General features: G+C 70.5%; 23 protein-coding genes. 15 read left to right on the forward strand and 8 right to left on the reverse strand.

Translation table 11 applies throughout. The features are described from left to right. Nucleotides 1–149: 149 nt before the first annotated feature. The 13 genes from ACI7BZ_RS17100 to ACI7BZ_RS17160 all read left to right on the forward strand — a co-directional run bounded on the left by ACI7BZ_RS17100 (nt 150) and on the right by ACI7BZ_RS17160 (nt 14,667). Nucleotides 150–3,143 carry a cation-translocating P-type ATPase gene (locus ACI7BZ_RS17100; RefSeq protein WP_414118354.1) on the forward strand — a complete coding sequence of 998 codons (2,994 nt, stop codon included), beginning with the start codon at nt 150–152 and terminating at the stop codon, nt 3,141–3,143. 73 nt (nt 3,144–3,216) lie between these two features. After that, nucleotides 3,217–3,519 (forward strand): hypothetical protein, encoded by a 303-nt coding sequence (locus tag ACI7BZ_RS17105; RefSeq protein ID WP_414118355.1) that lies wholly within the window; start codon nt 3,217–3,219, stop codon nt 3,517–3,519. Next, on the forward strand, nt 3,512–4,000 hold the full coding sequence (locus tag ACI7BZ_RS17110; RefSeq protein ID WP_414118356.1) for a hypothetical protein: 489 nt from the start codon (nt 3,512–3,514) through the stop codon (nt 3,998–4,000). Before ACI7BZ_RS17105 ends, ACI7BZ_RS17110 begins: the two co-directional genes overlap by 8 nt. A gap of 301 nt (nt 4,001–4,301) precedes the next feature. After that, the gene (locus ACI7BZ_RS17115) at nt 4,302–4,841 is read left to right on the forward strand and encodes a TRAP transporter small permease subunit (RefSeq protein ID WP_414118357.1); all 540 of its coding nucleotides are present in this window, start codon (nt 4,302–4,304) and stop codon (nt 4,839–4,841) included. 50 nt (nt 4,842–4,891) lie between these two features. Continuing rightward, nucleotides 4,892–6,295 (forward strand): TRAP transporter large permease, encoded by a 1,404-nt coding sequence (locus ACI7BZ_RS17120; protein ID WP_414118358.1) that lies wholly within the window; start codon nt 4,892–4,894, stop codon nt 6,293–6,295. A gap of 100 nt (nt 6,296–6,395) precedes the next feature. Continuing rightward, nucleotides 6,396–7,316: a LysR family transcriptional regulator gene (locus ACI7BZ_RS17125; protein ID WP_414118359.1), complete on the forward strand. Its 921-nt coding sequence runs from the start codon at nt 6,396–6,398 to the stop codon at nt 7,314–7,316. A 179-nt stretch (nt 7,317–7,495) separates the two neighbouring features. Further along, nucleotides 7,496–8,713: a M24 family metallopeptidase gene (locus tag ACI7BZ_RS17130; RefSeq protein ID WP_414118360.1), complete on the forward strand. Its 1,218-nt coding sequence runs from the start codon at nt 7,496–7,498 to the stop codon at nt 8,711–8,713. Nucleotides 8,714–8,772: 59 nt separating this feature from the next. Then, nucleotides 8,773–9,813, forward strand: coding sequence for a TRAP transporter substrate-binding protein (locus ACI7BZ_RS17135; RefSeq protein WP_414118361.1), 1,041 nt, complete (start codon nt 8,773–8,775; stop codon nt 9,811–9,813). A gap of 70 nt (nt 9,814–9,883) precedes the next feature. Continuing rightward, nucleotides 9,884–10,504 carry a TRAP transporter small permease subunit gene (locus ACI7BZ_RS17140; protein WP_414118362.1) on the forward strand — a complete coding sequence of 207 codons (621 nt, stop codon included), beginning with the start codon at nt 9,884–9,886 and terminating at the stop codon, nt 10,502–10,504. Beyond that, nucleotides 10,501–11,784, forward strand: coding sequence for a TRAP transporter large permease (locus ACI7BZ_RS17145; RefSeq protein ID WP_414118363.1), 1,284 nt, complete (start codon nt 10,501–10,503; stop codon nt 11,782–11,784). The genes ACI7BZ_RS17140 and ACI7BZ_RS17145 overlap by 4 nt, the downstream gene beginning before the upstream one ends. Nucleotides 11,785–11,814: 30 nt before the next feature. Beyond that, nucleotides 11,815–12,492 (forward strand): DUF2848 domain-containing protein, encoded by a 678-nt coding sequence (locus ACI7BZ_RS17150; RefSeq protein ID WP_414118364.1) that lies wholly within the window; start codon nt 11,815–11,817, stop codon nt 12,490–12,492. A gap of 1 nt (nt 12,493) precedes the next feature. Beyond that, nucleotides 12,494–13,855, forward strand: coding sequence for an amidase (locus ACI7BZ_RS17155; RefSeq protein ID WP_414118365.1), 1,362 nt, complete (start codon nt 12,494–12,496; stop codon nt 13,853–13,855). Nucleotides 13,856–13,869: 14 nt separating this feature from the next. Continuing rightward, nucleotides 13,870–14,667, forward strand: coding sequence for a putative hydro-lyase (locus ACI7BZ_RS17160; RefSeq protein WP_414118366.1), 798 nt, complete (start codon nt 13,870–13,872; stop codon nt 14,665–14,667). A gap of 21 nt (nt 14,668–14,688) precedes the next feature. Here the strand turns inward: ACI7BZ_RS17160 and gabT are convergent, their stop codons facing one another. The 5 genes from gabT to ACI7BZ_RS17185 all read right to left on the reverse strand — a co-directional run bounded on the left by gabT (nt 14,689) and on the right by ACI7BZ_RS17185 (nt 20,375). Next, nucleotides 14,689–15,966: a 4-aminobutyrate--2-oxoglutarate transaminase gene (gene gabT, locus ACI7BZ_RS17165; RefSeq protein ID WP_414118367.1), complete on the reverse strand. Its 1,278-nt coding sequence runs from the start codon at nt 15,964–15,966 to the stop codon at nt 14,689–14,691. Between the two features lie 186 nt (nt 15,967–16,152). After that, nucleotides 16,153–17,292 carry a response regulator transcription factor gene (locus ACI7BZ_RS17170; RefSeq protein ID WP_414118368.1) on the reverse strand — a complete coding sequence of 380 codons (1,140 nt, stop codon included), beginning with the start codon at nt 17,290–17,292 and terminating at the stop codon, nt 16,153–16,155. Between the two features lie 161 nt (nt 17,293–17,453). Continuing rightward, nucleotides 17,454–18,233 carry a queuosine precursor transporter gene (locus ACI7BZ_RS17175; protein ID WP_414118369.1) on the reverse strand — a complete coding sequence of 260 codons (780 nt, stop codon included), beginning with the start codon at nt 18,231–18,233 and terminating at the stop codon, nt 17,454–17,456. Between the two features lie 133 nt (nt 18,234–18,366). Next, complete coding sequence (locus ACI7BZ_RS17180) at nt 18,367–19,596, reverse strand: class I SAM-dependent RNA methyltransferase (RefSeq protein ID WP_414118370.1); 1,230 nt, start codon at nt 19,594–19,596, stop codon at nt 18,367–18,369. Beyond that, nucleotides 19,593–20,375: a TlyA family RNA methyltransferase gene (locus ACI7BZ_RS17185; RefSeq protein WP_414118371.1), complete on the reverse strand. Its 783-nt coding sequence runs from the start codon at nt 20,373–20,375 to the stop codon at nt 19,593–19,595. The genes ACI7BZ_RS17180 and ACI7BZ_RS17185 overlap by 4 nt, the downstream gene beginning before the upstream one ends. Nucleotides 20,376–20,622: 247 nt before the next feature. Here ACI7BZ_RS17185 and ACI7BZ_RS17190 point away from each other — a divergent pair, with 247 nt between their 5' ends. After that, nucleotides 20,623–21,135 (forward strand): hypothetical protein, encoded by a 513-nt coding sequence (locus ACI7BZ_RS17190; protein WP_414118372.1) that lies wholly within the window; start codon nt 20,623–20,625, stop codon nt 21,133–21,135. 141 nt (nt 21,136–21,276) lie between these two features. Beyond that, nucleotides 21,277–21,753 (forward strand): hypothetical protein, encoded by a 477-nt coding sequence (locus tag ACI7BZ_RS17195; RefSeq protein WP_414118373.1) that lies wholly within the window; start codon nt 21,277–21,279, stop codon nt 21,751–21,753. 151 nt (nt 21,754–21,904) lie between these two features. On the opposite strand, the gene ureG is transcribed toward ACI7BZ_RS17195, so the two are convergent. The 3 genes from ureG to ACI7BZ_RS17210 form a co-directional block, all read right to left on the reverse strand. Next, complete coding sequence (gene ureG, locus ACI7BZ_RS17200; RefSeq protein WP_414118374.1) at nt 21,905–22,540, reverse strand: urease accessory protein UreG; 636 nt, start codon at nt 22,538–22,540, stop codon at nt 21,905–21,907. Beyond that, nucleotides 22,537–23,220, reverse strand: coding sequence for an urease accessory protein UreF (locus ACI7BZ_RS17205; protein WP_414119199.1), 684 nt, complete (start codon nt 23,218–23,220; stop codon nt 22,537–22,539). Before ACI7BZ_RS17205 ends, ureG begins: the two co-directional genes overlap by 4 nt. Nucleotides 23,221–23,317: 97 nt before the next feature. Continuing rightward, entirely contained in the window at nt 23,318–24,145 is an 828-nt protein-coding gene (locus ACI7BZ_RS17210) for an urease accessory protein UreE (protein WP_414118375.1), read from the reverse strand. Nucleotides 24,146–24,193: the final 48 nt, after the last annotated feature.

A 24,193-nucleotide genomic window follows, 5' to 3' on the forward strand; every position in this document is an offset into this window, starting at 1 on the left:
TCTCTGACGGCGCCAACACACCACGGACCGCCCCCGCTTGGAAGATGGGAACGGGAGGAAAGGGTTGCGGCAGCGCGGCAATCGCGTCACCACTCTGTCACGACGCTGAAGGAAAGTGCGCGCCTTCCGGGACTTCGCGGCATTCGCTCATGCACCATCCCATCCGCTGCCTCGTCCGCCATCGCCTGCCCGGCCGTACCCGGCTGGCCGTGGCCGGCCCGTGGCCGCGCCACATGGCGCAGGTGCGCGAGGCCCTGGGCGCCGCGGGAATCACCCTGGCGGCGGCCAATCGCGACACCGCCACCCTGCTGCTGCGCCATGGGCCGGAGCTCGACGCCGACGTGCTCGCGCACGGCATCGGCCAGATGCTCGCCGGCGGCCCGATGCCGCCGGAGCTGCAGGCCGCCGCCCCCGCCCCGCCGCCGTCGGTGCCGCTGTTTCCCCGTAACGCCCGCATCCGCGCCACTGCGGCGGCGGCAGGGCCCGGGCCCGACGCCGCCTTCGACGCCCTCTTCCCCCTGACCGCGGAGGAGGTGCTCGCGCGCCTGGGCACCACGCGCCAGGGCCTTGATGCGGCAGACGTTATCCGCATGCGCACCCGCCATGGCGCAAACCTGCTGCCGCAGCCGGAAGGCCGTTCGCTGAAGGGCATCCTGCTGGAGCAGGTCTCCACCCTGCCGGTGGCGCTGCTGCTGGGCTCGGCGGTGTTGTCGGTGGCCACCGGCGGCGTGTTCGACGCGGTGGTGACGGTGGCCGTCATCGCCGTCAACGCGGGCATCGGCTTTGCAACCGAAAGCTCGACGGAACGGCTCATCCGCCGCCTGTCCCGCCCGGTGGAGCACGCCGCCCCGGTGCTGCGCGCCGGCATGGTGGAGGCGGTGGCCGCCCGCGACGTGGTGATGGGCGACCTGCTGGTGCTGGCACCCGGAACGGTGGTGGCGGCCGACGCCCGGCTCATCAGCGCCAGCGACCTCAGCCTCGACGAATCCGCCCTCACCGGCGAGAGCCTGCCGGTGGAGAAGACCGCATCGCCCCTCCCCGCCGCCCCCGGCGCCGTGGCCGAGCGGCACAATATCGTGCATTCCGGCACCGTGGTGACCGGCGGCGACGGCCTTGCGGTGGTGGTGCGCACCGGCATTTCCAGCGAGGCGGCCCGCACGCGCAGCCTCATCGGCGCGGCGCGCCCGCCCCGCTCGGTGACCGAGGAAAAGCTGGCGGAACTCTCCACAAAGCTCGCGCTGGGCTGCATCGGTGCGTCCGGTCTGCTGCTGGTCACCAGCCTTCTGCGGGGCGAGCCGGCCATCGCCGCGGTGCGCAGCGCCATCGCCCTGGCGGTGGCGGCCATTCCCGAAGGCCTGCCGGCGGTGGCCACCACCACCTTTGCTCTGGGCGCAAGGGCCATGGAGAAGGACCATTCCCTGGTGCGCTCGCTGCCGGCCATCGAGGCCATCGGTGCCATCGACACGGTATGCCTGGACAAGACCGGCACCCTCACCCGCAACGAGATGGCGGTGGTGCGGGTGGCGGCGGGCGAGCGGGTGCTCGACTTTGGCGGAGCGCCGGAAACCGGCGCGGGGGCCGCCGATGCCGCCATCCTCGCCCTCGCCGAGGCCGTGGCCCTGTGCAGCGAGGCCCAGCCCGCGCCCCGCGTCGGCTCCTCCACCGAGCTGGCGCTGATCGACTTTGCCGCCGACCTTGGCCTCGACGTCGCCGCCCTGCGCGAAGCGCAGCCGCTGCGGGCCATGCGCAACCGCAACCATGCGCGGCGCTACATGGCCAGCGAGCACGCCGGCCCGGCGGGGGCCGGCCTCTATGTGAAGGGCTCGCCGGAAGAGGTGCTGGAGCTGTGCACCCACGAGCTGCGCGGCGGCATCGCCGTGCCGCTGGATGCGGAACGCCGGCAGGCCATCGGCGCGCGCAATGGGGAGTTCGCGGCGGGCGCGCTGCGGGTGCTGGCGGCCGCGCGCGGCACCGGCCCCCTGGCGGAGGGGGCGCCGCAGGGCCTCTGCTTCCTCGGCCTGTGCGGCCTTGCCGACCCGGTGAAGCGGGAGGCGGCGGAGGCCATTGACCTGTTCCACCGGGCCGGCATCCGCACCATCATCCTCACCGGCGACCAGCCCGGCACGGCCATGGCGGTGGCCCAGTCCCTCGCCCTGTCGCGCACCGGCATCCTGCGGGTGGCGAGCGGGCCGGACATCGCCCATCTCGATGCCGACGCGCTGGGCGAGCTTGCGCTGCGCACCTCGGTGTTCGCGCGGGTGAGCCCGGCGGACAAGCTGCGCATCGTCGAGGCCCTGCAGGCCAAGGGGCGGCGGGTGGCCATGCTGGGCGACGGCGTCAATGACGGGCCAGCGCTTCGGGCCGCATCGGTGGGCGTGGCGGTGGGCGAGAAGGCCACCTCCATCGCCCGTGAGGTGGCGGACCTGGTGCTCGCCCATGACGACCTGCGCGAACTCGCCCGCGCCATCGCCCGCGGCCGCTCCACCCAGGACAATGTGCGCAATGCCATCCGCTTCTTCTTCTCCACCAACCTCTCCGAGATCCTGGTGATGCTGGCGGAGGAGTTGCACGGGCGCGGCGAAGGCGAGACGCCCATGGAGCTGTTCTGGCTCAATTTGGTCACGGACGTGCTCCCGGGCCTCGGCCTCGCCCTTGCCGAGCCCCGCGGCGACGTGATGGCCCGCCCCCCGATCGACGCATCGGCGCCGCTGTTCGACCGGCGCGAGGCGAGCGGAATGGCGCTGGATGGCACCTCCATTGCCGTGGCCGCCCTGGCCGGACATTTCCTGATGATGGGGCGCCTTGGCCCCGGGCCGCGCACGCGCGCCGTCACTTTCACCACCCTGGCGCTGGCCCAGATCGCCAACGCCTGGGTGCTGCGCGACCGCTCCCCCGGCGCACCGGAGGCGCTGCTGGAATCCGAGCGGAGGCTGGAAGGCACCCTGGCGGGTGCGCTGGGCCTGCTGGCGGTGCCCTTCCTGGTGCCGGGGCTGCGAACCCTGCTGGGCATCGCCCCCGCCACGCTGGGGGATGTGGCGCTCTCGGCCGGGCTTGCCGGCGCCTCGTTCGCCTTCAGCGAGGCCCGCCGCATCGTGCGCCTGCCGCCCCCGGCGGGGCGGACGGACGGGGCCATTGCCCCGTAACAATTCTGCGGCATACTTTCGGGCCGCTCGAAACCGATTGAACACAAACGCGCGCAGCGACAGGACGGTCACAATGGAAGTGGGCAAGGTGGTGCGGGGCGGCTTTCTCATCGGCGTCGCCGTGGGTATCGGCGCGGCAGTGGTCGGTCCCACATTGTGGCGCCTGGCGCGCCCGGCGGCGAAGGATGCCGTCAAGGCCGGCGTCGCCGGCTATGGCGCCGCCCGGGTGGCGCTGGCCCGTGCCGCCGAGGAGGTGGAAGACCTCGTGGCCGAGGCCGGGCACGAACTGCGCGGCGCCGCTGCCGACGCCGGTGCGGCGGCCGACACCGCCGGCACGGCCGGCGCGGATGCCGGCGGGGTCATCATCCGTGGCTGAAGGTGCGCACGCCCCGCTGAAGGCCCGGATCGTCCACCAGACCGAGGGGCGCACCCGCCTCGCCCTCGCCGCCCCCGCCACCCACGAGCGGCTGGTGGCGCTGGCCGATGCCCTCGCCGCCTGCGGCGTGGAGAAGGTGGAGATCCGCACCGTCACCGGAAGCGTCATCCTCACCCATGACACCCCGTGGCCCGCCATCGCCGGCGCGGTCGCCGCCGCCGGCCTGGAGCTCTTCACGCCGCCGCCGCCACCGCCGCCAAAGGACCCCATCGGCGAGACCGGGGACCGCCTGTCGCAGGCCGACCTGCTGGTGACCCTGTTCAGTCGCGGCCAGCTGGACGTGCGCAATGCCGCCTTCCTCGCCTTGGTGGTGGGGGGCCTGGTGCAGCTTGCCCGCGGCCGGGTGGCGGGGCCGGCCCTGACCCTGTTCGGGCAGGCGCTGACCCTGGCCGTGCTGGGCAAAAACCGCCCGCAGCGCTGAAGCCCCGCCGCCGCACCGGCCGGCGGTCGGCGCCCCTCCCGCAATGACCCGCCCCGCTGCCGCGTTGCCGCCCGGTAACGCAGAGGCAGGCCCGCCCATTGAAAGCGCACACTTTGGGCGCACTTGAGTTCCGGGCGGGGTGCGGGTATGGGACCCGTGGCGAAGGCGTTCGAACCGATTAGCAGAACACGAAACGCCTGCGTCTCGTCGCAAAGCGCGCCTTAAGCGCAAACGGACCCGGCCTCCCGGTGCGCGGTTCGCCATATGCACGCTGCAGGGCGTGCCCGAGGAGAGTGGGTAAATGCAGGGCCTTCTGGCTGCGGGCCGGGTGATCGACCGTCTGTCTGCGGCGTGCGCCGTGGTTGCGGCCTACCTGGTGCTGAGCGCCGCGCTGGTGAGCGCCGGCAACGCCACGGTGCGCTACCTGTTCAACATGAGTTCCAACGGCTGGCTGGAAATCCAATGGTACATGTTCGGCGGCATGGTGTTCCTGGGCGCCGCGCAGACCCTGCGCCTCAATGAGCATGTGCGGGTGGACGTGCTCTATTCCATCATGTCCGACCGGGCGCGCCTGTGGGTGGATACCGTTGGATTCACGGTCTTCTTCCTGCCCCTCATGGCCTATCTCACCTACCTGTCGTTCAGCTTCTTCTGGTCGGCCTTCGTCTCCGGCGAGGTGTCCATGAATGCCGGCGGCCTCATCCTCTGGCCGGCCAAGGCACTGCTTCCGCTGGGCTTTGCCCTGCTGTTCCTGCAGGGGCTGTCGGAACTGGTCAAGCGCATCGCGGCGCTGCGGGGCGATATCGCCCTCGACACCCATTACGAAAAGCCGATCCAGTAAGTGTCGTCGCCGCACCAACCAGACCAAGAAGGCCCTGAGGGGGGATTTTGATGTTTTCCCACGGCATCATGCCGCCGCTCATGTTCATGGGGATGATCCTGTTCCTCCTGGCAGGATTTCCCGTCGCCTTTTCTTTGGCGTCGGTCGGTATCGTCTTCGGCATCATCGGCATCGAGACGGGTCATTTCGATCCGAGCTTCCTGCAGGCGCTGCCGTTCCGGTTCTACGGCATCATCTCCAACGATCTTCTGCTGGCCATCCCCTTCTTTACCTTCATGGGCGCGGTGCTGGAGCGGTGCGGCCTGGCCGAGGACCTGCTGGAGGGCACCGGGCAGTTGTTCGGCAAGGTGCCCGGCGGCCTCGCCTATGCGGTGATCGTGGTGGGGGCCATCCTCGGCGCCATCACCGGCACGGTGGCGGCATCGGTCATCGCCATGGGCATGATCTCGCTGCCGGTGATGATGCGCTACGGCTACGACCACCGCCTCGCCACCGGCGTCATCGCGGCATCGGGCACCATCACCCAGCTCATTCCGCCGTCTCTGGTGCTGGTGGTGCTGGCCGACCAGCTCGGCCGGTCCGTGGGCGACATGTATCTCGGCGCCATCGGCCCCTCCATGCTGCAGGTGGCGATCTTCCTGCTCTACATCGTCGGCCTGTCCATCGTGCGGCCCCACACCATGCCACCCCTGCCGCCCGAGGCGCGCGGGGAGATGGGATGGAAGCTCATCCGCCGGGTGCTGTGGGGCATGGTCCCTTCGGTGGTGCTCATCTTCCTGGTGCTGGGCACCATCTTCATGGGGCTGGCGACACCCACGGAATCCGGCGCCATGGGCGCGGTGGGCGCCATCGTGCTGGCGGCGCTTCACGGGCGGCTGTCCTGGGCTCTGCTCTACCGCTCCATGTACAACACCATGCAGATCACGGCGATGGTGGTGTTCATCCTCATCGGCTCCACCGTGTTCAGCCTGGTGTTCCAGGGCATGGATGGCGCCCTCTGGATCGAACACCTTCTCACCGGCTTGCCCGGCGGCGCCACCGGCTTCCTGATCTTCGTGAACATCTTCGTGTTCTTCCTGGCGTTCTTCCTCGACTTCTTCGAGATCGCCTTCATCGTGGTGCCGCTCCTGGTGCCCGTGGCGCAGAAGCTGAACATCGACCTCGTCTGGTTCGGCGTTCTGCTGTGCGTGAACATGCAGACCTCGTTCATGCACCCGCCCTTCGGCTTCGCCCTGTTCTACCTGCGCGGCGTGGCTCCGCGCTCGGTGAAGAGCTCGGACATCTACTGGGGCGCCATTCCCTGGGTGGTGATGCAGCTGCTGCTGGTGGTGATCGTGATCGTGTGGCCGCAATCGGTGACCTATTTCCTCGACAAGGCGCCGGTGGACGACGGAAAGAGCATCGAGCTCGTCGCCCCGCCCGACGACGCCCCGCCGCCCGAAATCAAGTTCTGACGCCGGGCCGCTGAAGGACAGGCGCCGCCGGCCATGCGGCGCGCGCCCACGGCGCCGCGATGCGGCTGGACAGGGGCGGCGGCACGCGCATGATCCGCCGATGATCGACCTGCGCAACATCGAGACCTTCTTCTGGGCCGCAGCCCTGGGCAGCCTGCGGGCCGCCTCGGAGAAGCTGGGGACGACGCAACCCGCCGTTTCCCAGCGCATCGCCTCCCTGGAAGCAGCTCTGGGCGTGCGCCTGTTCGAGCGCGACGCGCGCGGGGTGAAGCTCACCGCCAAGGGCCACGAGCTGCTCGCCCATGCCGAACGCATGATCGAGGCGCGCCGCGACATGATCCGCGCCGCCAAGGACCAGTCCACCATGGCCGGCACCCTGCGCATCGGCGTGGCGGAAACCATCGTCCAGACCTTCCTGCCGGCGCTCATCGAGAAGATCCACACGGCCTATCCGGCACTGGTGCTGGAGATCGAGGTGGACAGCACCCACGTGCTGCAGACCCATCTCATGAGCCGGCAGATCGACCTCGCCTTCCTCATGGGGCCGGTGCTGGAAGCGCGGGTGGAGAACCTGCCGCTGTGCACCTATCCCCTGGCCTGGGTGGTGAAGCCCGGGGTGCCCCTCGGCCCCGGCCCGGTCACCCTGGCCGAGGTGGCGGCCTTCCCCATCATCACCTATCCGTCCAACAGCTCGCCCTACCGGGTGGTGCGGGACATGCTGATGCGGGCCGGCATCTCCACGCCGCGCATGTATGGCAGCGCCTCGCTCTCCATGGTGGTGCGGATGGTGCTGGACGGCATCGGGCCGGCGGTCATCACCCCCGTCTTCCTCGGCCGGGAGCTGGAGCGGGGCGACCTGCGGCTCCTGGATGTGACCTCCGACCCGCTGCCGGACCTCAGCTTCACCGCCAGCTGGATCGACGGACCGGACAGCTTCCCCTCCCGCGTCATCGCGCGCATGGCCCAGCTCGTGGCCGAGGGCGAGCAGGCTGCGCGGGAGGATCGCGGCCGGGGGGCATAAAGATTACTTATACCTCTCTTCCAAACATACAATTGGACAAGAAACGCCACCCTGCCGTGCAATGCTGGCCATAAAGCGGGCAAAAGTCCGCATCCAGAGGGACAGGCACCATGACACACCCGCACCGGGCCCACGGCACGGACGCACGCGCTATCGCGCGCGCCGCCTGACCGCGAACCATGCCGCGAACCATGCCTGGTACCGCCTCCCCCCTGCCCCCCCGCGCACCGGCCGAAGGCCCGGAGGTGTTCGCCGCCCGCCGCCGCGCGCTTCTGCGGCAGGCCGGGGCCCGCGGCCTTGGCACCGTGCTGGTGTTCGGCCACGGCAGCGCGCTTGGCGCGGGAAGCCAGTCCCACGGCGCCCTGCGCTACCTGTGCGGCTGGGACGGGCACGAAAGCCCCTCCCTGCTCGCCCTCACACCCACTGGCGACCACCTGTTCGTGGGCAGCGCGTTCCTGATGCCGCTGGCCCGCGCGCTGCACGCCGACCTGGCGCTGCATGACGTCCGCCCCGCCGCCTGGGCGGCGGCGCTCGGCGCCCTCACCGGCGCTTCGGCCTGCGGCACCGTGGGATTTTCCGAGATGCCCGCGGGCATCCACTCGCCCTTGGCGGCGCCCGGCCATGTGGCGCTCGACGGCGAACTGGCCCGCATGCGGCTGGTGAAGGACACGGCGGAGCTGGCCCTCCACCGTCAGGCCGCGGCGCTGTGCGACATGCTGTTCGCACGCCTCGGCACCGAGCTGGCGCGGCGCATTCCGGCGTGGCAGGCGCAGCTCAATCTTGAAACCGCCGCCCGGCTGGCCGGCGCCGACTATTGCCGCACCTGGCTCACCGTGGCGCCCGAGGCGGACTATTGCCGCTACTGGCGCGAGGAAGCGCAAAGGGTGCCGCAGGCGGGCGACCAGGTGCTGTTCGGCATCGCCCTGACCGTGGACGGCCATTGGGGCCACGGCATCCGCATGGGCGCCATCGGCCCGCTGAAGACGCAGCATGTCGCGCTGGCGCAACAGGTGGAGGCCATGCTCCAGGCGGGCCTCGCCGCGCTGGCGCCGGGCCTGCCCCTGGCGGGGGTGGAGGCAGCCATGGACGGGCAGATGCAGCGCGCCGGCCTGATGGCGGCCCACCCGGGGCTTGCCCGGTTCCGCAACGGGCACGGGCTCGGCTGCTCCTACGAGGACCCTCTGCTCACCGAGGCCTTCCCCCAGCATTTCGACCGGACCACCCCGGCACACCGCGCGCCCGAGCTGGCGCTTGCCCCCGGCATGCTGCTGGAGCTGCACCCGAATTTATTCATCCCCGGCCTCGGTGGGGCGGCGATCGGCGAGATGGTGCTCGTCACCGCCGAGGGTCCGAGTTGCCTTCTCGCGTTCCCCCGTGCCCCGATGGCATGGGACTGAGAGTTCACCGCCAGAGTTCGCACCATGGACAAGATCGGAACCAGAGGATGAAGACAGCCATGAAACGCTTTGCGATCTCCCTCGCCGCCCTTTTCGCCGCCACGGCGGCGTCGGCCCAGGAGCTGCCGAAGGCCAGCCTGCGCGTGGTGGGGGGCCTGTCCAACCTCACCGCCTACCAGGACTTCGAGAAGCCGTTCTGGACCAAGACCATCCCGGAGAAGTCCGGCGGCCAGGTCACGGCCGAGATCAAGGGCTTCAACGAGATGGGGCTCAAGGGCCCGGAGCTGCTGCGCCTCATGTCCCAGGGCGTGGTGGAGTTCGGCACCGCCACCCTGTCCTATTTCGCCTCCGACAATCCCATCAACGAGGCCATCGACCTCGCCGGCCTCGCCCCGGATGTCACCACCGCGCGCAAGGTCACCGATGCGTTCCAGCCGGTGCTCGCCAAGCTCTATGGCGACGGCTCCAACGTGCGCCTGCTGGGCATCTCCACCTATCCGGCGCAGGTGCTGTTCTGCAATGCCGAGGTCAAGGGCCTGGCGGACCTGAAGGGCAAGAAGGTGCGCACCTCCAGCCGCACCCAGGCGGAGTTCGTGGAGGCGTTCGGCGGCTCCAGCGTCACCATGGCCTTCGGCGAGGTGGTGCCGGCGCTGCAGAACAAGGTGGTGGACTGCGCCATCACCGGCTCGCTCTCCGGCTATTCGGCCAAGTGGTACGAGGTCTCCACCCATCTGCTGGCCCTGCCCATCAACTGGAACCAGCAGATCCACGCGGTGAATGAAAAGTCCTGGCAGAAGCTGGACCCCAAGGTGCAGGCCTTCCTGCAGACCAACATCAAGACCCTCGTCAACGACATCTGGGACGGCGCCGCCAAGCAGACCCAGATGGGCTTCGACTGCAACACCGGCGCCGCCGCCTGTCCGCAGGAGGTGAAGGGCAAGATGGTGCTGGTGACCCCCAGCGAGGCCGACAAGGCGCTGCTGAAGAAGGTGCTGCAGGAGCAGATCCTGCCCAAGTGGGCGGCCCGCTGCTCGGCCGAATGCGTGGCGAGCTTCAATGCCACCGTGGGCAAGGAACTCGGCGTCACCGCCGCCAAGTGACATCCAGCCTGGCGATGCCGGCCCGGCGGCCGGCATCGCCACACCTCACGTGCTTCCGGGAACCCGCCACATGACCAGCCGTCCCACACCCGCCACCCTCGCCGGGCTTACGCGCCATGCCGAGGCCCTGGCCCGCTTCGCCGTCTGGGTCGGGGGCGGGCTCACCATCGCCAGCGTGCTGCTGATCTCAGTGGACGTGCTCGCCCGCAAGTTCCTCGGCCGCACCACCGGCGGGGCCGACGAGCTTTCCAGCTACGCCTTCGCCATCTCCACCAGCTGGTCGCTGGCCTTCGCCACGCTGCAGCGCGCCAACGTGCGGGTGGATGTGCTCTACCAATATCTGCCGGTCCGCCTTTCCGCGGTGCTGGACTGGCTGTCGCTGGTGGCGCTGGGCACCTTCATGGGCTTCCTCACCTATTATGCGTCCGAGGTGGTGGGCACCTCGCTGGCGCAGGGCTCCCATGCCAACACGCCCCTCGCCACCCCGCTCTATATTCCCCAGGGGCTGTGGTTCATCGGCCTCGTCTTCATGTGCATCGTGCTCGCCCTCATGCTGCTGCGGGCGTCGGTGGCGCTGGTGACCGGCGACATCGAGGTGGTGAAGGCCATCGCCGGCGTGCGCTCCACCCGCGAAGAGGCCGAGGAAGAAGCCGCCGCCGGCGAGCGCATGGTGAAGGGAGAGACGGCATGATCGCCACCACCCTCATCCTGCTCCTGGTCCTCATCGGCCTGTCCATCCCCGTGGGCGCGGCGCTCGGGGTGATGGGCCTCATCCTGGACCCGCTCTATTCCTTCCTGCCGCTCACCCGCGCCATCGGCGAGCTGGCGTGGAGCACCAACAACGAATTCCTTCTGGTGGCCATCCCGCTGTTCATCATGCTGGGCGAGGTGCTGCTGCGGGCCGGTTTCGCCGAGCGCATGTATTCGGCCATGAGCCTTTGGCTCTCCTGGCTGCCGGGCGGGCTGATGCATGCCAACATCGGCGCCTCGGCCCTGTTCGCCGCCACCTCCGGCTCCAGCGTCGCCACCGCGGCCACGGTGGGCACCGTCTCGATCCCGCAGATCAGGCGCTACGGCTACAATGAGCCCCTGTTCCTCGGCAGCCTGGCCGCCGGCGGCACGCTGGGCATCCTCATTCCGCCCTCCATCAACCTCGTCATCTATGGCGTGCTCACCAATTCGTCGGTGCCCAAGCTCTATCTGGCCGGCATCATCCCCGGCCTCATGCTGGCGGGGCTGTTCATGCTCACCGTCATCATCGCCTGCGTGGCGAAGCCGGAATGGGGCGGGCGCAAGGTGACGGCCAGCTGGGGCGAGCGCGTGCGCGCTTTGGTGCATCTGGCGCCGCCGGTGGGCATCTTCCTTCTGGTGGTGGGCTCCATCTATGCCGGGCTCGCCACCCCCACCGAGGCGGCGGCGCTCGGAGTGCTCGGCGCCCTCATCCTCGCCGCCTGGTTCGGGCGGCTCAGCCTCGCCATGCTGCGCGAGGCGGTGGAAGGCACCATGAAGGCGAGCGCCATGATCATGCTGATCATCCTGGCCGCCGGCTTCCTGAATTTCGTCATGTCGGGCACCGGCATCACCGACGCCATCACCGGCTCCATCTCCGGCCTCGGCCTGAGCCCGGTGCAGATGCTGGTGGTGGTGGTGATCTTCTACCTGATCCTCGGCTGCTTCATGGAGACCCTCTCCATGATGATCACCACCATTCCGATCGTCGCGCCCATCATGCTCGGCCTGGGCTATGACCCCATCTGGCTCGGAATCCTCATCATCGTGCTGGTGGAGGCCGCGCTCATCACCCCGCCGGTGGGCCTCAACCTGTTCGTGGTGCAGAGCCTGCGCAAGAGCGGGTCGATGAATGCGGTGATTATCGGCTCCATCCCGTTCGTTCTGGCCATGGCGGCGCTGCTGGTGCTGATCAGCATCTTCCCCGACATCGCCCTCTTCCTGCCCCGCGTCTTCTCGTAAGGCGCGGGCCACCTTCTGCCGGGTCACATCATGAAACTGGAATTCGACGTCGCCGGCGCGGGTCCGCGCGCGCTCAGCCTTGCCGACCTTGTGGTGGCCGGCTGGGCGGGGCGCGACATGGCCGTCATCGAGCATCACATCGAGGAATTGTTCGCCATCGGCGTGCCGCGGCCCAGCGCCGTGCCGCTCTACTATCGCTGCGCCGACACGCTGTTGACGCAGGCCGCGCGCATCCAGGTGGTCGGGACCGAGACCTCCGGCGAGGTGGAGGCCTTCGTCTTCATGGCCGACGGACAGATGCATGTGAGCCTCGCCTCCGACCATACCGACCGCAAGCTGGAGACGCTGAGCGTGGCGCTCTCCAAGCAGATCTGCCCCAAGCCGGTGGCCTGCGAGGCCTGGCGCCTCGCCGAGGTGGAGGGACACTGGGACGAACTGGTCATCCGCGCCTTCATCGAGGAGGGCGGCGCGCCGGTGCTCTACCAGGAGGGCCCGCTCTCCACCCTGCGCCCGCCGCGGGAGCTGGTGGCCGGCTTCACCGGCGGCGCCGGCAGCCTGCCTGAAGGCGTGGGCATGCTGTGCGGCACGGTGGGCGCCATCGGCGGCATCCGCCCGGCGCCGGCCTTCGCCATGGAATTGTTCGACCCCGTGCTGGGGCGCTCCATCCGTCACCGCTATGCGGTGGACGTCCTGCCCGAGGTGGCCTGACATGACCCTGAACACCATTGCCCAGCTCGCGGCCGCCCTCGATGCCGGGGCAACCAGCGCCGCCGCGCTCACCGAAGCGGCGCTGGAACGCGCCGCCGACCCCGCGGGCGAAGGCGGACGGGTCTTCACTCGGCTCTACCCGGAGCGCGCCCGCGCCCAGGCCCAGGCCTCCGACGCCTTGCGCCAGGCCGGTGCGGCGCGTTCGCCCATCGAGGGCCTGACGGTTTCCATCAAGGACCTGTTCGACGTGAAGGGCGAAACCACCCGCGCCGGTTCGCGCGCGCTGGAGGATGCCGCCCCGGCCCCCGCGAATGCGCCGGTTGTGCGCCGGCTGATGGCGGCCGGCGCCGTGCTGGTGGGGCGCACCAACATGACCGAGTTCGCCTATTCCGGCCTCGGCCTCAACCCCCATTTCGGCACCCCGCTGAACCCCTACGACCGCGCCGCCGGCCGCATTCCCGGCGGCTCGTCCTCGGGCGCGGCGGTGTCGGTGACCGACGCAATGGCGGTGGCGGGCATCGGCTCGGACACTGGCGGCTCGGTGCGCATTCCCGCCGCCCTGTGCGGCATCACCGGCTTCAAGCCGACGGCCGCGCGGGTGCCGCGGGACGGCGTGCTGCCGCTCTCCACCAGCCTTGATTCCATCGGCCCGCTGGCCCCCAGCGTCGCGTGCTGCGCGGCGCTGGATGCCGTGCTCTCCGGCAGCGGGGAAGACGTGCCCCTGCCGTGCCCGGTGGCGGGCCTGCGGCTGGCGGTGCCCACCACCCTGGTGATGGAAGGGATGGACGAAACCGTGGCCGCGGCCTTTGCCGCCGCCCTCGGCATCCTCAGCCGGAACGGCGCGCAGGTGCGCGAGATCCCGGTTCCCGAATTCGCCGGGCTTGCCGCCATCAACGCCAAGGGCGGCCTGAGCGCGGCGGAGGCGTGGCACTGGCACCGCGACCTGATCGCCCGCAGGGGACCCGCCTACGATCCGCGCGTGCTGTCGCGCATCCTGCGCGGCCGGGACATGACGGCGGCGGATTATCTCGACGTGGTGGAGGCCCGCGCCGCCTGGGTCCGCGCCGTGGCGGCGCGCCTGGCGCCGTTCGACGCGCTGCTGCTGCCCACCGTGCCGGTGGTGGCGCCCCTCGTCTCCACCCTCGCGGCCGACGATGCCGCCTATGGCGCGGCCAACGCCCTCATCCTGCGCAACCCCACCTTGCTGAACTTCCTGGACGGCTGCGCCCTTTCGGTGCCGTGCCAGCCGGCGGGCGGCGCCCCGGTGGGCCTGATGATCGCGGCTCCGGGCGGCATGGACCGCCGGCTCCTGTCCATGGGCCAGGGCATCGAGGCCGCCCTGCGCGCCGCCCTCGACGCCTGAGACCTTTCACCGAGATGACCATGCACCAGCTCAGCCATTCCACCCCCTACGAGGCCCGGCTCGCGGCGCGCTCGGGCGCGCTCGACGCGCCCACGGCCAATGTCGCCCCCGGCTTCGTGCAGGCCAACCTCGCCATTCTGCCGCGGGCGCTGGCCTATGATTTCCTGCTGTTCTGCCAGCGCAATCCCAAGCCCTGCCCGCTGGTGGGCGTGTCGGAGACCGGCGACCCGTTCCTGCCGGCGCTGGGCCGCGACCTCGACATCCGCAGCGATATTCCACGCTACCGGGTGTGGGAGAAGGGCGAGCTGGTGGCGGAGCCGACCGACGTGGGGGCCTTCTGGCGCGAGGATCTCGTGTCCTTCCTCATCGGCTGCTCGTTCTCGTTCGAGGAGGCCATGCTGGCGGCGGGCCTGCCGGTGCGCCATATCGAGCAGGGCTGCAACGTACCCATGTATCGCACCACCATCCCCACCAACCCGGCCGGGGTGTTCTGCGGTCCGCTGGTGGTGTCCATGCGCCCGCTGAAGGCGCAGGACGTGATCCGCGCGGTGCAGGTGACGGCACGCTTTCCCTCGGTGCACGGGGCGCCCGTGCATGTGGGCGACCCGGCTCTCATCGGCATCCGCGACCTTGCCGCGCCGGACTATGGCGACCCGGTGGAGGTGCGCCCCGGCGAGATTCCGGTGTTCTGGGCCTGCGGCGTCACCCCGCAATCGGTGATCGCCAGCGTGCGGCCGGACTTCTGCATCACCCATGCCCCCGGCTACATGCTGGTGACCGACATCCCCAACGGCGCGCTCGCGGCGGGGTGAGGACGGGGTGATCAGCCCCCCTCAGGCGGCGAGGGCGCCTTCCAGGATGCCCAGGCCCTCGTCCAGCAGGTCATCGGAGATGGTGAGCGGGCAGAGGATGCGGATGGTGTTGGCGTTGGTGCCGCAGGACAGGAGGATGAGCCCGTTCTCATAGGCCCGGCGGGTCACCCGCCGGGTGGCCTCCGCGTCCGGCTCGCCCCCGCCGCGCTGCTTCAGCACGTCGAACGCCACCATGGCGCCGGGGCCGCGGGCGGGAGAGATGGGGAGCAGATGGTTGGCGCCCGCCATGCGGTCCACCGCCGCCTTCACCCGGGCGCCGATGGCCACCGCGCGCTCCAGCAGCTTCTCCTCGGCGAAGATGTCGAGCACGGCGAGGGCGGCGGCGCAGGCCAGCGGATTGCCGGCATAGGTGCCGCCGAGCCCGCCCGGCTCCGCCGCATCCATGATGGCGGCGCGGCCGATGACGCCGGACAGGGGGAAGCCGCCGGCCAGGCTCTTGGCGACGCAGATCAGGTCTGGCGCCACATCATAATGCTCCATGGCGAACATCTTGCCGGTGCGGCCGAATCCGGTCTGCACCTCGTCGGCGATCAGGACGATGCCATGGGTGTCGCAGATGGCGCGCAGGCCGCGCATCAGCTCCTGCGGCACCTGGTGGAAGCCGCCCTCCCCCTGCACCGGCTCGACGATGATGGCGGCGACCCGCGAGGGGTCGATGTCCGCCTTGAAGATGAAGTGGATGTAGCGCAGCGCCTCGGCCACCGAGACCTCGCCCCCCTCCACCGGGAACGGCACGTGCCACACGTCGGGAATGGTCGGGCCGAGGCCCTTCTTGTAGGGCACCACCTTTCCAGTCATGGCGGAAGCGACGATGGTGCGGCCGTGAAATCCGCCGGTGAAGGCGATGATGCCGGCACGGCCGGTGGCGGCGCGGGCGATCTTCACCGCATTCTCGGTGGCCTCGGCTCCGGTGGAGAAGAAGGCGGTCTTGGCCGGTCCCGCGAGGGGCGCCAGCGCGTTCAGCCGCTCGGCCAGCTCCACGTAGGATTCATAGGGCAGCACCTGGAAGCAGGTATGCGTGAAGCGGTCCAGCTGGGCGCGCACGGCGGCGAGGACCCGGGGATGGCGGTGGCCGGTGTTGAGCACCGCGATGCCGCCGGCAAAGTCGATGTAGCGGCGGCCCTCCACGTCCCACACTTCGCTGTTCTGCGCCCGGTCGGCGAAGATCGGGGTGGCGTGGCCGATGCCGCGGACCACGGCGGCGTCGCGGCGGGCAAGGAGGTCGGCATTGGTGGACATGGGCACAGCTCCGGTCACGGCTCCTGCGCCCAACATGGCGCCACCGGCGCCTCGCGCACAATCAGCCATATTGACCGGATCAGGCTTATGCCGTCGGTCCCGGTCTTTGACCGTGCCAGGCGGGCTCGCTCAAGCGCCGTACCGGCCTGGCCGACGGCCCCTGAGCCTGCTCACGAGCCGCGGGTCCTAATCCTCCTGCGCCGCTTCCCGGAACACCGTGGCCAGAAGCTCCGCCTGGCGCTTCACGCCGACCTTGGAGAAGACGTGCTTCAGGTGCACCCGCACGGTGTCCGGCGAAATGTCCCATTTGTCGGCGATGGCGCGGATGGACAGGCCTTGCGCAAGGTTCAGGGTGATGTCCAGCTCGCGGCGGGTGAGGTTGAAGCGCGCGACGAGGCGCTCGGGGGAGATCGCACCCGCGCCGCCGTCGCGCCCGTCCACCACCACCACCACCGTCGGACCGGCGAAATAGCGCTCGATCAGGCTCTGGCCGGAATGGGCCAGCGTCACCTTCATCGTCCGCGCCGCGCCCGGGCGGCGGAGGGTGCCGGAGATGGTGCGCGGGAGCGGCTCGTCGTCCGGCAGGAAGGCGAGCATCCGCTTCAGGGCGTCCTCCAGGTCCGGGCTGCCCAGCCGCAGGCGCCCGGCGGCGTCGATGCCGACCCCCTCCCCCTTGGACAGCAGGGCGCGGGCGGTGTCGTTGGCCCATTGCACCACCCCGCCGGACCCCACCGTCATCACCCCCACGCCGATGGTGCTGATGGACTGGGCGACGGCGAGGGTGGAGGCACGCGCCTGGGCCTGCCGATGCAGGGCAAACACCCGTGTGAGATGGGGCGCAAGGCGCGTCAGCATGTCGGCCGCGGCCTGCTCGTCGCCCGCCTCCCGCCGGGCGCCGACGACGCTGAGCATGAAGCTGCGCGTGCCGTCCTGGACCAGGGTGATGCCGACGCCGCCGTGGATGCCGAACGGCTTCAGCAGCTCGTTGTAATATTCCGACCGCTGCACCACCGGGAACGGGCACATGAAGTCCGCGCGTGTCCCCAGCCCCACCGGCCGCTTGTGCAGGTTGCGCATCCAAAGATTGCGGGGCGCATATTGGGGATACAGCCGCTGGAACGCGGGGTCCACGCCATGGGTCAGGGAGAGGGCCCCCGTTTCCGCCAACTGGTCGTGGAAGAAAAGCGTGCTCTGGCCGTTGGGCGTGCAGGAGGCGACTTCCGCCAGGAAGTCCGCCCATGCGCTTTCGTTCACCAACGACGCATAGATCAGATCAATGAGCCGGCTTTCGAGTTCCGCATAAGGTCCCGCCGATCCGAACGTCATGACCCCGCCCCGATGGCCCCGGCAAGCCACGCCGCCGCCTTGCATATGACCTGCGCGGAACTGCCCGCGAGGGTATTAAAGCCGAAGCACACGCACGCGCAAGGTGTGGCCCGGAAGGGCGGCCGCAGCGCGCCAACTCCGTGAAAGGCGCAGGCCCGGCGCTACACGCGCGTACGGAAGGGCGTGAAATCCGTGCCGATGTCGAACACGTCCAGCCCCTCGCGCCGCTTCATGAAGGCGACGATCTTGTAGGTGACCGGCGTGAGAAGGGCTTCCCACCCCACCTTCATAAGGTAGTTGGAAACCATCACCGTCACCACGAGGCGGGTGTCCCACACGCCCAGGAAGGCGAGCGGATAGAAGATGAGGCTGTCCACCCCCTGCCCCACCACGGTCGAACCGATGGTGCGGGTCCACAGCATCTGCCCGCCGGTCCACAGCTTCATCCGCGCCAGCACCATGGCATTGGCGAACTCGCCGCACCAGAAGGCGAGGATGGAGGCGGCGAAGATGCGCGGCGTCTGCCCGAACACGGCGGCCAGCGTCTCCTGCCCGCCCCAGCCGGGCGCGGGCGGAATGGCGACCACGATGGCCGCCATCACCGCCGCGAACACCGACGCCGCGAACCCCACCCACACCACCCGCCGGGCGCGGGCATAGCCATAGACTTCGGTGAGCACATCGCCGAGCACGTAGGACAGGGGGAAGAACAGCACCGCCGAGCCGAAGGTGACGGTGCCCAGCCCCGGCAGGTCCACCGCCGAGACCTTGGCCGCGCCGATCAGGTTGGAGCAGATGAGGATGACCGAGAAGGCCACCATGCAATAATCATAATAGCGCAGCCGCCGGCCCTCGATGGCTCGCGCCTCCACGGCGCGGATGCCGGACCTCTCGGCGATGCCCGGCACGCCGGGGACGACACTTTCCAGATGCGGTTTCAAGGGGGCAGCCTCGATATTGCACCGCATTAAAGCGCACCAGGGCGCGTCCGCAAAGCTTTGCCAGCACCGCATGGTGCGATCTTGCGTCAAGGCCGGATCTGCCAGGGCAGAATCGCCGGGGCGATACAGAACCCTATCGGGCGAGCACGGCCACCAGCTCCACATGGGGCGAATAGCGAAACTGGTCCACCGGCGTCACATGCAGGAGGCGCCATCCGCCGTCCGTGAGGATACGGGCGTCGCGGGCGAAGGTGGCGACGTTGCAGGACACATAGACGAGGCGCGGCAGCTTCGCGCGCGCCAGCTCCCACGCCTGCGCCTGCGCGCCCTGCCGGGGCGGGTCGATGACCACCGCGTCGAAGGCCGCCAGTTCCGCGGCCATCAGCGGGCGGCGGAACAGGTCCCGCGCCTCCCCTTCCACCCCCTTCAGGCCCGATGTGGCGCGCGCCGCCTTCAGCAGCGCCGCCAATGCGCCCGCATGGCTTTCCACTGCCAGCACCCGGGCGCGGGCGGCGAGGCGCAGGGCGAAGGTGCCGGCGCCGGCGAACAGGTCCGCCACCCGTCTTGCCCCCTCGGTGGCCGCAAGCACCGCCTCCGCCAGCACGCGCTCGCCCTCCGCCGTGGCCTGGAGGAAGGCGGCGGCGGGCAGCTCCACCTCCGCCTGCCCCATGGTGAGGCGCGGCGGGATGCGCTGGAGCACCAGTTCCCCGTGGCGGGTGAGCCGCGCCAGGTCGAAGCGCTCCGCCAGCCCCGCCACCTCGCCCAATAGGGAGGGTGGCAGCGGGCCGGAGCCGCGCACGTCCATGTCCAGGCCGGTGTCGGTGGCCACCACCTGCAGGTCCAGGGGCTTCTTCAGCGGCGCCAGCGCCTGCGCCACCGCCCGGGCCGCCGGCAGCGCGGCGTCGAGGCCGGGCGCCAGCACCGGGCAGGCGTCGATGGCCACCATGGCGTGAGACCGGCGCTCGGCGAAGCCCACCACGGTCTTCGCCCCATATTGCCGGGCGTGGAAAATGACCCGGCGGCGGCCCGCGCCATGCGCGTCCACCACCGGGCGGATTTCGGTTTCAAGGCCCTCGCGGGCGAGGGCGTCGGCCACCATCTCCCGTTTCCAGGCAAGATAGGGTGCGGGGGCCCAATGCTGCAGCAGGCAGCCGCCGCAGCGGCCGAAATGCGCACAGGCGGGCGCGGTGCGATCCGGGCTCGGCGCGATCACCGCCTCGACCACCAGCCGGTCATTGTCGGCATGGCCCAGCACCCGCTCGCCGGGCAGGACATAAGAAGCGAAGAGGGGGCCATCGGGCCCGCGCGCCAGCCCGTCGCCCTGGGCGCCCACGCGCTGGATCTCGAATTCGGTCTGGCTCATGGCGCTGTTTCCCTTGAAGGCACGGCCCCGCCCCGCTCCGCACCCAGCAGGAACTCGCGGTTGCCGTCTCCCCCCTCGATGGGGGACGGCACCACGCCGAGGACGCGCCAGCCGAGGCCCTCCACGTCTGCGCAGACGCGCGCGCACACCGCCGCATGCACGGCGGGATCGCGCACCACACCCTTGCCCGCCGCGGCCCGGCCCGCCTCGAACTGCGGCTTCACCAGCGCCACCAGGCGCGCATGGGGCGCCGCGAGGGCGAGGGCCGCGGGCAGCACCAGCGACAGGGAGATGAAGCTCACGTCGGCCACCACCAGATCCACCTCCCCCTCAAGGCCGGCGGCATTGAGGCGGCGGATGTCGGTTCCCTCCATCAGCGCCACCCTTGGGTCGGCGGCAAGGCGCGGGTGGAACTGGCCGCGGCCCACGTCCACCGCCAGCACGCGCCGCGCCCCGCGCCGCAGCAGCACCTCGGTGAAGCCGCCGGTGGAGGCGCCCACGTCGAGGGCAAGCAGGCCGGCAGGGTCGATCGCGAAGGCATCGAGGCCCGCCGCGAGCTTGAGCGCCCCGCGGGACACGAAATCGTGCACGTCCTCGGCCTCGATCCGGGCATCGGCCGGCACCTCGGCGGACGGCTTGGCCACCACCACGCCATCGGCCCGCACCAGCCCCGCCAGCACCGCAGCCTGGGCCCGGGCGCGACTTTCAAACAGGCCGCGCTCCACCAGAAGGCGGTCGATGCGCATACGCTGCGGGCCGGCGGCAGCCCCGCCGCTCATGGCAGAAGGCCCGGTGATGATGCGCCTTTCGGCAGGAAAAGGGGTTTCAACAAATTTCCGGTGCGTCAGTGCGCCCGAGGTCGCGGGCGATCGGGGGCCGTGATATGCGAAGGCGTCGGGGGACGCAAACACCCGTCGATTCCAGGCAGGATCGGAACCACCAGCGCCGGGCCACGGCACGCGGTGGGAAACACCCGTTCCGGCGCGGCGAAGGCGAGAACCGATGGGCGCGTGGCTCTTTTCCAGATTGGCGTATGCGGTCGTGGTGGCGCTGTTCGCCGCCGGGCCGGCCCATGCCGCCCCCAAGGCGGCGCAGGGCGCCAAGGCTTCCAGCCGGAGCGACGCCAAGGCCGATCCGCGGGTGTGGAGCATCGCCAAGGGTGAGGACACCTACGTCCTGCGCTACGGCGCGCCCCGTGCGGCCGATCCGGTCTTCGCCGTCGCCTGCCAGCCGGGGGCCAGCCTCATCCAGTTCACGGTGGAAGTGGCGACGGGCAAGGTGAAGGCCGGCGATGGCGTCGCCCTCTCCCTCGCGGCGGGCAAGCGGCGGCTGGAACTGGCGGCATCCGCCTTTCGCGGCGCGGCGGACGGGCGGGTGGTGGTGGAAGCGGCCGTCAGCCTCGACGCCCGCGTCCTGGACCTGTTTTCCGAGGGCGAGACGCTGAGCGTGAAGATGCCCGGCGCGGCCGAGAGCTATCCCCTCGCCGGCGCCAGATCCAAGCTGCCGGATTTCCGCCGGGTGTGCCTCGCCGGCCGATAGGTGGGCGCCCCCGCCCTGCGCTGCCGCTGCGAGTCGCCGGGGACAAGGCGCGCTTTCGTTTCGGATCAACGGGTTAAGGCCAGCCTTCCCCTTTGCCCCGCAATCGCTATGATCCGCCGCCGCAAAGATGGACCCCTTCTCATGCTTCGCATCGCATTCGCAGCCTTCGCCCTCGCCGCGCCGATCGCCCTGGCCCTGCCGGCGGCCGCCCAGCAGAAGATGGTCTGGCACACCCAGGAGGGCGAGGAGAGCGCCGCGCTCGTCTTCGGCGTGCCGGAGACCGACCAGGCCGCCATCTTCTTCCTGTGCAAGCCGGGCACGGAAGGCGTGACGGTGCAGACCATGATCGGCAGCAAGGGCCTGGCGAAGGATGCGGACGCCCGCATCATCCTGACCGCGGGCGGCACCAAGAAGACCTTCGAGGGCAAGGCCGTCTCCAGCGAGGAAAGCGGCGCCGTGGACGTGGAGGCCGCGGGCAAGATGGAAGACATCAAGCCCCTGGCCAAGGCGAGCGGAAGCCTGACCATCGAGGTTAAGGGCGCCAAGCGCTCCGTGGCCCTCGCCGGCATCGGCGAGCAGCTCGCCAAGTTCGAGGCTGCCTGCAAGCCCAAGAGCTGACGCCAACGGAGCTGACGCCAAGAGGGCTGATGCCAAGAGGGCTGATGCGCGAAGGGCTGCGCGGCGAGGCCTGACGGGCGAAGCCTGACGGGAAAGAGCCCCGTGCGGGCGGGGCCCGGGGCTCGCCCGGCACCCTCGCAAGGGCCTGGCTTCAGCCGCCGTTGCCAAGCCCCCCGGCCGCCTCGATGAAGCGGGCCACCACCTCCACCCCCACCCCGTTGCGGATGGCGGCGAAGACATAGGGCCGCCCCGCCCGCATGCGGATGGTGTCCGCCTCCATCACCGAAAGGTCGGCGCCCACCATGGGGGCGAGGTCGGTCTTGTTCACCACCAGAAGATCCGAACGGGTGATGCCCGGCCCGCCCTTGCGCGGGATCTTCTCCCCGCCCGCCACGTCGATGACGTAGATGGTGATGTCCGCCAGCTCCGGCGAGAAGGTGGCGGCGAGGTTGTCGCCGCCGGATTCGATCAGCACCAGGTCGAGGTCCGGGAAGCGCGCGCTCATGTCCGCCACTGCCCGCAGGTTGATGGAGGCGTCCTCGCGGATGGCGGTGTGCGGGCAGCCGCCGGTCTCCACGCCAAGGATGCGCTCGGGCTCCAGCGCGCCGGCCACGGTGAGTAGGCGGGCGTCTTCCTTGGTGTAGATGTCGTTGGTGATGGCGCAGATATCGTAGCGCGCGCGGAAATTCTTGCAGAGCGCCTCCATCAGCGCCGTCTTGCCCGAACCCACCGGGCCGCCGATGCCGACGCGCAACGGGGGACGCTTGGGATTTTCGCCGGAGCTCATGAGCGGAACAGCCTCGTATATTGGGTTTCGTGGCGGAAGCTGCCGAGATCGGCGCGGAAGGTGGCGCTGCCGAGATCGTCCAGCGTGAGGGTGGGAATCTGCGCCGCCAGCGCCCGCACCCGCGGCGCCATCTGTGCCACCACCCGCGTGCCGGCGGTCTGGCCGATGGGGGCGAGGCGCACGGCGGCGGAGACGAGGTTCTGCGCCGTGGCGAGCAGGAAGGCCTCCAGCGTCACCGCAAGGGCGATGCCGTGCGCCCCGGCGGCAAGGCCCACGGCCACCGGATAGGCTACCTCGCCGGAAAGGGCGGGTGCCAGCGCCTCCAGCGCCGGAACGGACCATGCGGCGCGCACCGCCCCGAGGAAGGAGCCGCCCTGCTGGCAGGTCTCCAGCCGCAATTCGGCGGAAGGGGCAAGCGCCACGGCCAGCCCATTCACCTCGGCGAGCGCTGCGCCATCCCCCGCCGCGGCGGCGCGGTGGGCGTGGGCCAGCAGGATGCCGTCCGACCGGCCGAAGCCCAGGGCCACCAGATCGCCGAGGAAGGCGGCAAGGCTGGCCTCGCCGGTGATGTCGCCGGCCTCCACCGCCCATTCCAGCGCGTGGGAATAGGCATAGGCGCCCACCGGGAAGGCAGGGGACAGCCAGGCGAACAGCGCCAGCGCACCGGCCGGCTCCGGCATGGCGGCCGCAGGGATGGCGGAGGCAGGGATGGCGGGCGCCGCCTCCCCTGCCCCATGGGTCTCAGGCGTGGGGAATTGGGCGCCGGACCTCTCCGGGTCAGCCATGCTTGTGGTCGTGATGGTCGTGGCCGTGCCCATGGCCGGCTTCCGCCGGGCCGGACTTTCCCGGGGCCGCATGGGCGTGCGGCTCATGGGCGTGCTGCTCTTGGGCGTGATGGTCGTGGGCGTGATGGTCGTGGCCGTGATGGTCGTGGCCGCAGCCCGGCCCATGCTCATGCGCCGGCTGCGCATCATGCGCATGATCGTGGTGCGCATGGCTGTGCTGCTCATGGGCATGGTGCTCATGGCCATGGTGCTCATGGGCATGGTCATGGCCGCAGCCGCATTCCGGGCCATGGGCGTGGTGCTCGTGCCCCGGCTCATGGCTGTGCCCATGCGCGTGGCCGTGGTGCGCGTGCCCCTGCTCGTGCCCGTGCGCCCCATGGGCCTCGGCCGCCTCATAGGCGCCCTTCTCCGGGCGGAACGGCCGCATCACCTTGGCGACGCCCGCGCCCAGACCGCGCACCATCTCGGTGAGCACGTGGTCGTCCACGAAATAGACCGCGCTCTCGGTGATCTCCGCCGGCACATGGCGGTTGCCCAGGTGCCACGCCACCTTCATCAGCCGCAGGGGATTGGCGGTGGTCACCTCCACTAGGTCTTCCGGCGCGGCCTTGATGCGCACGAGCCGGCCATCCTCCAGCTTCACCGCGTCGCCGTCGTCCAGCACCGTGGCCTTGTCCAGGTCGAGGAGGAAGTCGGTGCCGCCATCGGCCTTGAAGGCGAAGCGGCGGCGGTGACGGGCGTGGTGGTCGAGAGTGATGGTGTCCGCCACCTTCTCCTCACGGACGGCGGGGCGGCGGACGACGGTGGTGGCGCGGATCATGGGGCTTGACCTTCCCTGGCACCGGAGCGGCCGGCGTTTCGCCCACAG

The sequence above is a fragment of the Xanthobacter sp. AM11 genome, from assembly GCF_047444035.1.
GTDB lineage: Bacteria > Pseudomonadota > Alphaproteobacteria > Rhizobiales > Xanthobacteraceae > Xanthobacter.

What these genes read in the sequence shown, in the direction of transcription:
- ACI7BZ_RS17100 (WP_414118354.1), top strand. Translation starts at nt 150, where the DNA reads ATGCACCATCCCATCCGCTGCCTCGTCCGCCATCGCCTGCCCGGCCGT.
- ACI7BZ_RS17105 (WP_414118355.1), top strand. Translation starts at nt 3,217, where the DNA reads ATGGAAGTGGGCAAGGTGGTGCGGGGCGGCTTTCTCATCGGCGTCGCC.
- ACI7BZ_RS17115 (WP_414118357.1), top strand. Translation starts at nt 4,302, where the DNA reads ATGCAGGGCCTTCTGGCTGCGGGCCGGGTGATCGACCGTCTGTCTGCG.
- ACI7BZ_RS17120 (WP_414118358.1), top strand. Translation starts at nt 4,892, where the DNA reads ATGTTTTCCCACGGCATCATGCCGCCGCTCATGTTCATGGGGATGATC.
- ACI7BZ_RS17125 (WP_414118359.1), top strand. Translation starts at nt 6,396, where the DNA reads ATGATCGACCTGCGCAACATCGAGACCTTCTTCTGGGCCGCAGCCCTG.
- ACI7BZ_RS17130 (WP_414118360.1), top strand. Translation starts at nt 7,496, where the DNA reads ATGCCGCGAACCATGCCTGGTACCGCCTCCCCCCTGCCCCCCCGCGCA.
- ACI7BZ_RS17135 (WP_414118361.1), top strand. Translation starts at nt 8,773, where the DNA reads ATGAAACGCTTTGCGATCTCCCTCGCCGCCCTTTTCGCCGCCACGGCG.
- ACI7BZ_RS17140 (WP_414118362.1), top strand. Translation starts at nt 9,884, where the DNA reads ATGACCAGCCGTCCCACACCCGCCACCCTCGCCGGGCTTACGCGCCAT.
- ACI7BZ_RS17145 (WP_414118363.1), top strand. Translation starts at nt 10,501, where the DNA reads ATGATCGCCACCACCCTCATCCTGCTCCTGGTCCTCATCGGCCTGTCC.
- ACI7BZ_RS17150 (WP_414118364.1), top strand. Translation starts at nt 11,815, where the DNA reads ATGAAACTGGAATTCGACGTCGCCGGCGCGGGTCCGCGCGCGCTCAGC.
- ACI7BZ_RS17155 (WP_414118365.1), top strand. Translation starts at nt 12,494, where the DNA reads ATGACCCTGAACACCATTGCCCAGCTCGCGGCCGCCCTCGATGCCGGG.
- ACI7BZ_RS17160 (WP_414118366.1), top strand. Translation starts at nt 13,870, where the DNA reads ATGACCATGCACCAGCTCAGCCATTCCACCCCCTACGAGGCCCGGCTC.
- gabT (WP_414118367.1), bottom strand. Translation starts at nt 15,966, where the DNA reads ATGTCCACCAATGCCGACCTCCTTGCCCGCCGCGACGCCGCCGTGGTC.
- ACI7BZ_RS17170 (WP_414118368.1), bottom strand. Translation starts at nt 17,292, where the DNA reads ATGACGTTCGGATCGGCGGGACCTTATGCGGAACTCGAAAGCCGGCTC.
- ACI7BZ_RS17180 (WP_414118370.1), bottom strand. Translation starts at nt 19,596, where the DNA reads ATGAGCCAGACCGAATTCGAGATCCAGCGCGTGGGCGCCCAGGGCGAC.
- ACI7BZ_RS17185 (WP_414118371.1), bottom strand. Translation starts at nt 20,375, where the DNA reads ATGAGCGGCGGGGCTGCCGCCGGCCCGCAGCGTATGCGCATCGACCGC.
- ACI7BZ_RS17195 (WP_414118373.1), top strand. Translation starts at nt 21,277, where the DNA reads ATGCTTCGCATCGCATTCGCAGCCTTCGCCCTCGCCGCGCCGATCGCC.
- ureG (WP_414118374.1), bottom strand. Translation starts at nt 22,540, where the DNA reads ATGAGCTCCGGCGAAAATCCCAAGCGTCCCCCGTTGCGCGTCGGCATC.
- ACI7BZ_RS17205 (WP_414119199.1), bottom strand. Translation starts at nt 23,220, where the DNA reads ATGCCGGAGCCGGCCGGTGCGCTGGCGCTGTTCGCCTGGCTGTCCCCT.
- ACI7BZ_RS17210 (WP_414118375.1), bottom strand. Translation starts at nt 24,145, where the DNA reads ATGATCCGCGCCACCACCGTCGTCCGCCGCCCCGCCGTCCGTGAGGAG.